Consider the following 5,487-nt stretch of genomic DNA (forward strand, 5'->3'; position numbering starts at 1 on the left):
CTTTTTCTTTGCCCTACGGGTGGCACGATTCAAGCCGGCCGGGGCCGCAGAACGGCGCGCATTTTTATCCATAAGCTCGGCAAACTCACGCACCGCGAGCACTAACTCCTGGTGCTCATCACTGACGTGAAACTCGCGCCCCATCCGGAGATCGCGAGTCATCTCTCTAACGACGCGAGCCGCGTCAGCCACCTCCTCTCTGGGGGTGCGCAGCTTCAGTGTGGCTTGCTCATGCGCCTGTGCCAGCTCCTCTTGGTGCTGTCGCTTACGGCGCTCACGTGAGGCCGCAGCGCGGCATGCTCCCGAGCAAAACCGGGCCTGCCGCCCGCGCGGATCCTGCCGTTGTGGGATTGGTTTCCCGCACCTTTCGCAGACTTCTTTTTGGGCTGTCATGCCCCCACTTTATCGCACGTGCGATAAAACCTGCCAGGCACTAAAATGCCTGGTCACCCGATGTCACTAAGAGTGCATATAGTGTGTTGGAGCTAGTGCCAGAAGACGAGCAGATCGGGCAGCTCCGTCCAGCTGTGTATGACGGTCATGGGGTCGGCAAGCAGTGCGCCGAAGGCAGCGCCTAGAGCGAGCGAGAGCAGTTCAGAGAATCGCCCAGGACTGGTGCGAGGGTGCGATGGTTTTTGCACAGGAACCTCCTTTGCGTGACCGTATTTCGGTCGTGCGAAAAGGAATATCCAAACCGTCGCGTTGTCCGGCTCCAGGTGCTCGGTCTGGGCTGCCGCCCGAGCCGGTCGGCTCGGTTGCCCCGGTGCAGTCCTCGCGTACTCAATCGCCTAGAAGCGTTTGGCCCTCCACGGGTACCGCCGACGGGTCTTTAACGGCTTAGACGGGCGCACAGCGCGCCGCGCGGAGCCACTACACCGCCCCGCAGGGCCATAAAGGCCTGGGCGGTGAAATGTTTCCAAATATGTTGTACCCACCCGCCAAGACAGAGAGGTGGGCCAGTCATTTTTGCAGCAGTGGTGCCGTCAGTCTTTCGGGCCGGACTGCACGGCCCGAGCCCACGCCGCGAAGCGGCTGGGGAACAACACACTATTGGCACTCTTAGTGACACCGGGACATGGTCCATCCAACCCAGTCTTGTTAAGAGAGGTTTTACTTAACTGCCTAGCGGCAGGGGAACCGTATATTGCTTACGGCATTCACACCCTAGCTTTGTATCAGGCCAGCTTTCTTCAAAGCGGCAATATGGCGCGCTACTGTGCTCCTTTCACAACCGATCTCATTGGCTATCTGCCGAGCACTCGGAGCACTCCCAGTATCGAAAAGTGTCTGAGCATAGACAGACAGGATGCGACCACGCGTTCCTTGTCCTTGGATAGCGCGTCGCTTGTTTGCAGCAGCTAGAGACTCTCGTTGTCCTTGCGCATACTCGCCATGCGGTTCTGTTTTCCAGCGCTCTGCGGCTTTCTGTCCGCCTTTGCGGCCCATGGTGGCCAGTGCTTTGCGCTCGCTGCTCGTGGCTTTTCCTGGCGCACTAGAGCTGGCGTAGGCCTCACTCTTGGACTGGGTGACGTAGCCACGCACTCGCCTTGCCATGGTCTGGCGGTCGCGCATGGGTGGCATCTCGCTGCTACGGCCTGCTCCACCGTGGGCGTGGGCGACGTTGTAGGCGTGCTCGTAGGCATCAATGATTGCTGCATCCGTCAGACGTTGGCCTTGTTGACGCAGACGGTGGCCTGTCTTGAGCGCATGGCGGAAAGCGGTTTCGTCGCGAGCTGCGGTGCCCTGGGTAATCCAGAGGACGCGCACACCGTCGATAAGCTCCGGATCGTATTGGTCAAGACCATCAGCGATTTCTGCGTCCACGTCCTGGGCAAGGGCTTTAAATGCTTGGGCTTCCTCACGGCGGGTCTTGACCGCGTTGATTAACTCGCGGCCAGAAGAAAATTGCTGGCGCGGGGCGGGGTTGAACTGGTCGTGTCCTGCCAAATCCCTCACCTGCTTTACCAAGTCTCCAAGACGCATCACCCTATTATGCTGCCTGTACCAACGATAAGCGGTCGGAGCTTTGCCGGTATAGAACGGGTTTCGGCTAAACCGGTGGGAAAAGTGCGGGTCATGGTCTAAAAGCTCACCCAATACACGCGTGGTTGCTGCCAGTAGTTTCATCTGCGCTGATTTACCGCCACGGTCAGCGTAGACAGGGTCAATAAGCCAAATGAACTGCGCTTTCCCATTAGTCGGGTTGATTCCCACCCACGCTGGCCCGATGTTGTTCGAGATAAGCGAGCGCACCACGTCGCGGACATAAGGATTCAGATCTGCGGGGTCGCCGCCAGCTGTTCCTATCTGGTCAACGTCGACGACCAAGACGGCGGCATACTGCTTACTGGTAAGCATGACGTACTCGCACCGTCCTAAAGCTTCGGTGTCGAAGCGATACATTCTCGGCGAATTAGTGCCGTCAGCATTACGCATATAAGACTTGGAAAAATCCCGTCCAACAGACCCGTGGAGGACCTCGCGGCCTAGATGCGCGCGGAGCAGGTCGCGGTCGCTGGCGGATGCTGGGGTGTTATCCAGTCCGCCGCGGTCTGGTTCGACGCGGGTAGGTGTTTTAGTGTGCGCATTCTGCGCATGAGTCTGTAAACTCATAACCGTGCTTTCTCCCAGGGTTGTGCTGGGTGATAAGCGAAAGTCACTGGGTGCCCGCCCAGTGACTTTCTTCGTTTTTAAGGGCTTTCACCGCTGAAGTTTAAATGACAGCGGTGTGATTTTCCAGTGGCGACACGCAGAAATTCGCAGGTGAAGACATATTTTTGGTTTACGCCCTGCATTACGCCCTGCATTACACCGTGCATTACACCGTGCATTACACCGTGCTTTACGCCCTGCATTACACCGTGCTTTACGCCCTGCATTACGCCCTGCATTACGCCCTGCATTACGCCCTGCACCACACCCTGCACCACACCCTGCACCACACCCTGCACCACACCCTGCACCACACCCTGCACCACACCCTGCACCACACCCTGCACCACAAAACCTACTTTTTACCTGCACAAACGATGGTTTATACTGTGTTGGCCAGGATGAGGAAGAAGGCGGTTTTGCAAATCCGTCTTCCCTGCAATGCGGTTCTCTTGATGGATTGGCTGCATGTAAACAGTTCGTGGTTGTACTGTGCGCTGAATCCTGGCAGGGCGACTTTTCCATCTAGCCGGTGGAAAAGTTGCCCCTTTTTCTCGTTTTTCGCCACACCGAAACAGCGCTCTATTTCGGTGTCAGAGACGCAGTATGGTCAAAGCATGACCAGGCCTGACCAGGGTGACCACAGGGGTGACCAGACAGCTGACCATGCAGGTGTTCACCTGACCACGTGGTCACCCCGAAAGGCAGCCGAGGAAACTGGGGTAAGCCGCAGCACGATCATGAGGATGCTGCAAAAGGAAGAGCTTCCCGGGGCACGGAAAATAAACGGTCAGTGGGCAATTCCGGTAACGTCCCTCGGGGCTGCGGGGTTGCGTCCAGGAAAGCCTGCACCCGCCGAAGACTCGGTTGTCCAGGAGGGTGACCACGGGGGTGTTCAGGGTGACCACAAGGGTGACCATGAACATGTCCGCACAGGTGGCCAGGGTGACCACCTGAACACCCTTAATCTGCACCACAAACTCGAACTAGCAGAGCTGCGCGAGCAGTCTCTCCGCAAAGAACTGGAGGCTCAAAAAGTTCTCGCTTCGGAACGCGCAGCCCGCATCGAAGACCTCCAAAAGGCCCTACTGATGCTAGAGCGCGGCTCATCTGATGCCCCAGCCCCCGAATCATCCCCCGAACCGTCGAGGCAACCTACCGACGACAACACTGCAGACTTAGAAACTCCTGCCGCTCTCGCTTCAACAGAAGCAGAGACTGCACACGAGGAAGAACCCAAGAATCCCCCGCAGCAAGGATTCTTCGGTCGCCTTCGCGGCCTATTTTCCTAGCCAGTTTCGAATGATCTCCTGGGCGTGACGCAACGACTCCCCATCCGAATTTCCTGACCGGGCTGCGGCATCCATTGCATCAAAAACTCGTCTGACTCAGCCCATCGGGAAAGACTCACTTGTCTAGATAGCTTACAGAAGTAGAGAAGCAGACACTGCGACAATGACGATTATTACGCCTGATAAAAAAGGAATACCGCCCCCCTTGTAGTCTTTACTCTGCAACGACTCAACAGCCCACATGGAGAGAAATACCCCCACTCCGCCGACTACCAATGGTGTCCTCTCAACATTTGAGAACGCTACTGCAAGGCCAACATACAACAATACAAATGATAGAAGCCACGTCGCGGCCCTACCAAAAGAAGAGCTTGAGTCTCTGTTCACCTACTACCAACCCCTAAAGCAATTGTCCTCGATTCCAGAAATACCAAGAATCTCTGCTGTCGCACCACCAGCGATTTTCCTAAAATCGCTCCGGTTACCGGCTTTAACTAATAGGGTAGCGGCCTTCCTTACCCCACCTAATCCCTTGATAGCTCTAAACGCTGCCCCCGCGGGAAGTACAGTTGCCGAAATATGCGCTGCACACTTGGTTACTTTCCACGCAGTACCTAGTCCCCCAGACCGCGCAAGCGGTAGCGGATTACCGTCATCGTCTCCCGGAGTTATATACCCTCCATCCAGAAATACTAGGGTTGCAAACTCTTCCGGTAGCTCCGGCTCACCATTTTCTTCTGCGAATTGATTTGCAGCGATGCGTTCCTCTGCAGTAATTTCACGATATTTAATTCCATCTTTATTTATAAGAAACGAACCCAGCTCAGACTGCTGAACTGTAGATGCATTATCTGAACTCTGAGCAGTAGCCGCCGGTACTCCAAAGGATACGATCAGAGAAGAAGCAACTAGAGCTGAAATAAACTTGCGCATGAGAAACCATCCCGTTTGCTTGATTACCTTCCAAAGGAAGCTTTACGTATATTCCCATAACTGTCAAACGCTATTACTAAATAACTTTGACTAAACCATTATCTTTCTTTAGTCACTTACAGAATGTGCTTTCTAAAGGGCGCAGCCGCATGTCTCCAATAGGACATGTGGGAACAAACTTCCTTGCATTTTTCTAATGAATGCAGTGAACACCTTAGGGCCTATTTACTAAAGCCCTACTTGCGCCAAGAAAGGGCAAGCGTTTCAAGCAAACGTCACGCACTGGCTTTGGACCATTGATGGTGATTCAAGTTAAACCTGAGCACTCCCAAGTCGGGAGGATCTCTGCTGTCCGTAACCTGGGCACGGAGGAAGCTCACATCGAACGCTGCAGCCAGCGAGGGCGACACAGCTGGCTGCAGACAGCGTCGTTAAAGGATGAGAGTAGAAAAGTCGAAAAAGTCATCGACAGCTCATCGCCCCACACACAAGCAGTCAAAGTCAGATTTTCACGTACCCCGCACATCCCCTGCATGGCAAGGCGGCGAATGCCGCCGCAACAACCCAATGGAAGCTCGACAGAGAACTAGAGAAGAGCTTAGCGCCGGCG

3 protein-coding genes are annotated in these 5,487 nt (G+C 55.2%); 1 reads left to right on the forward strand and 2 read right to left on the reverse strand.

Annotated elements, in window-relative coordinates; all coding sequences use genetic code 11:
- Positions 1–1,164 precede the first annotated feature (1,164 nt).
- Entirely contained in the window at positions 1,165–2,613 is a 1,449-nt protein-coding gene (locus CCONF_RS11460; protein WP_290226463.1) for a replication initiation protein, read from the reverse strand.
- A gap of 164 nt (positions 2,614–2,777) precedes the next feature.
- On the opposite strand from CCONF_RS11460, the gene CCONF_RS11465 reads away from it, so the two are divergent.
- Positions 2,778–3,944, forward strand: coding sequence for a helix-turn-helix domain-containing protein (locus CCONF_RS11465; RefSeq protein ID WP_290226458.1), 1,167 nt, complete (start codon positions 2,778–2,780; stop codon positions 3,942–3,944).
- Between the two features lie 390 nt (positions 3,945–4,334).
- On the opposite strand, the gene CCONF_RS11470 is transcribed toward CCONF_RS11465, so the two are convergent.
- On the reverse strand, positions 4,335–4,877 hold the full coding sequence (locus tag CCONF_RS11470) for a hypothetical protein (RefSeq protein WP_290226461.1): 543 nt from the start codon (positions 4,875–4,877) through the stop codon (positions 4,335–4,337).
- Positions 4,878–5,487 lie beyond the last annotated feature (610 nt).

The sequence above is a fragment of the Corynebacterium confusum genome (assembly GCF_030408715.1).
In the GTDB taxonomy this organism is placed as follows: domain Bacteria; phylum Actinomycetota; class Actinomycetes; order Mycobacteriales; family Mycobacteriaceae; genus Corynebacterium; species Corynebacterium confusum.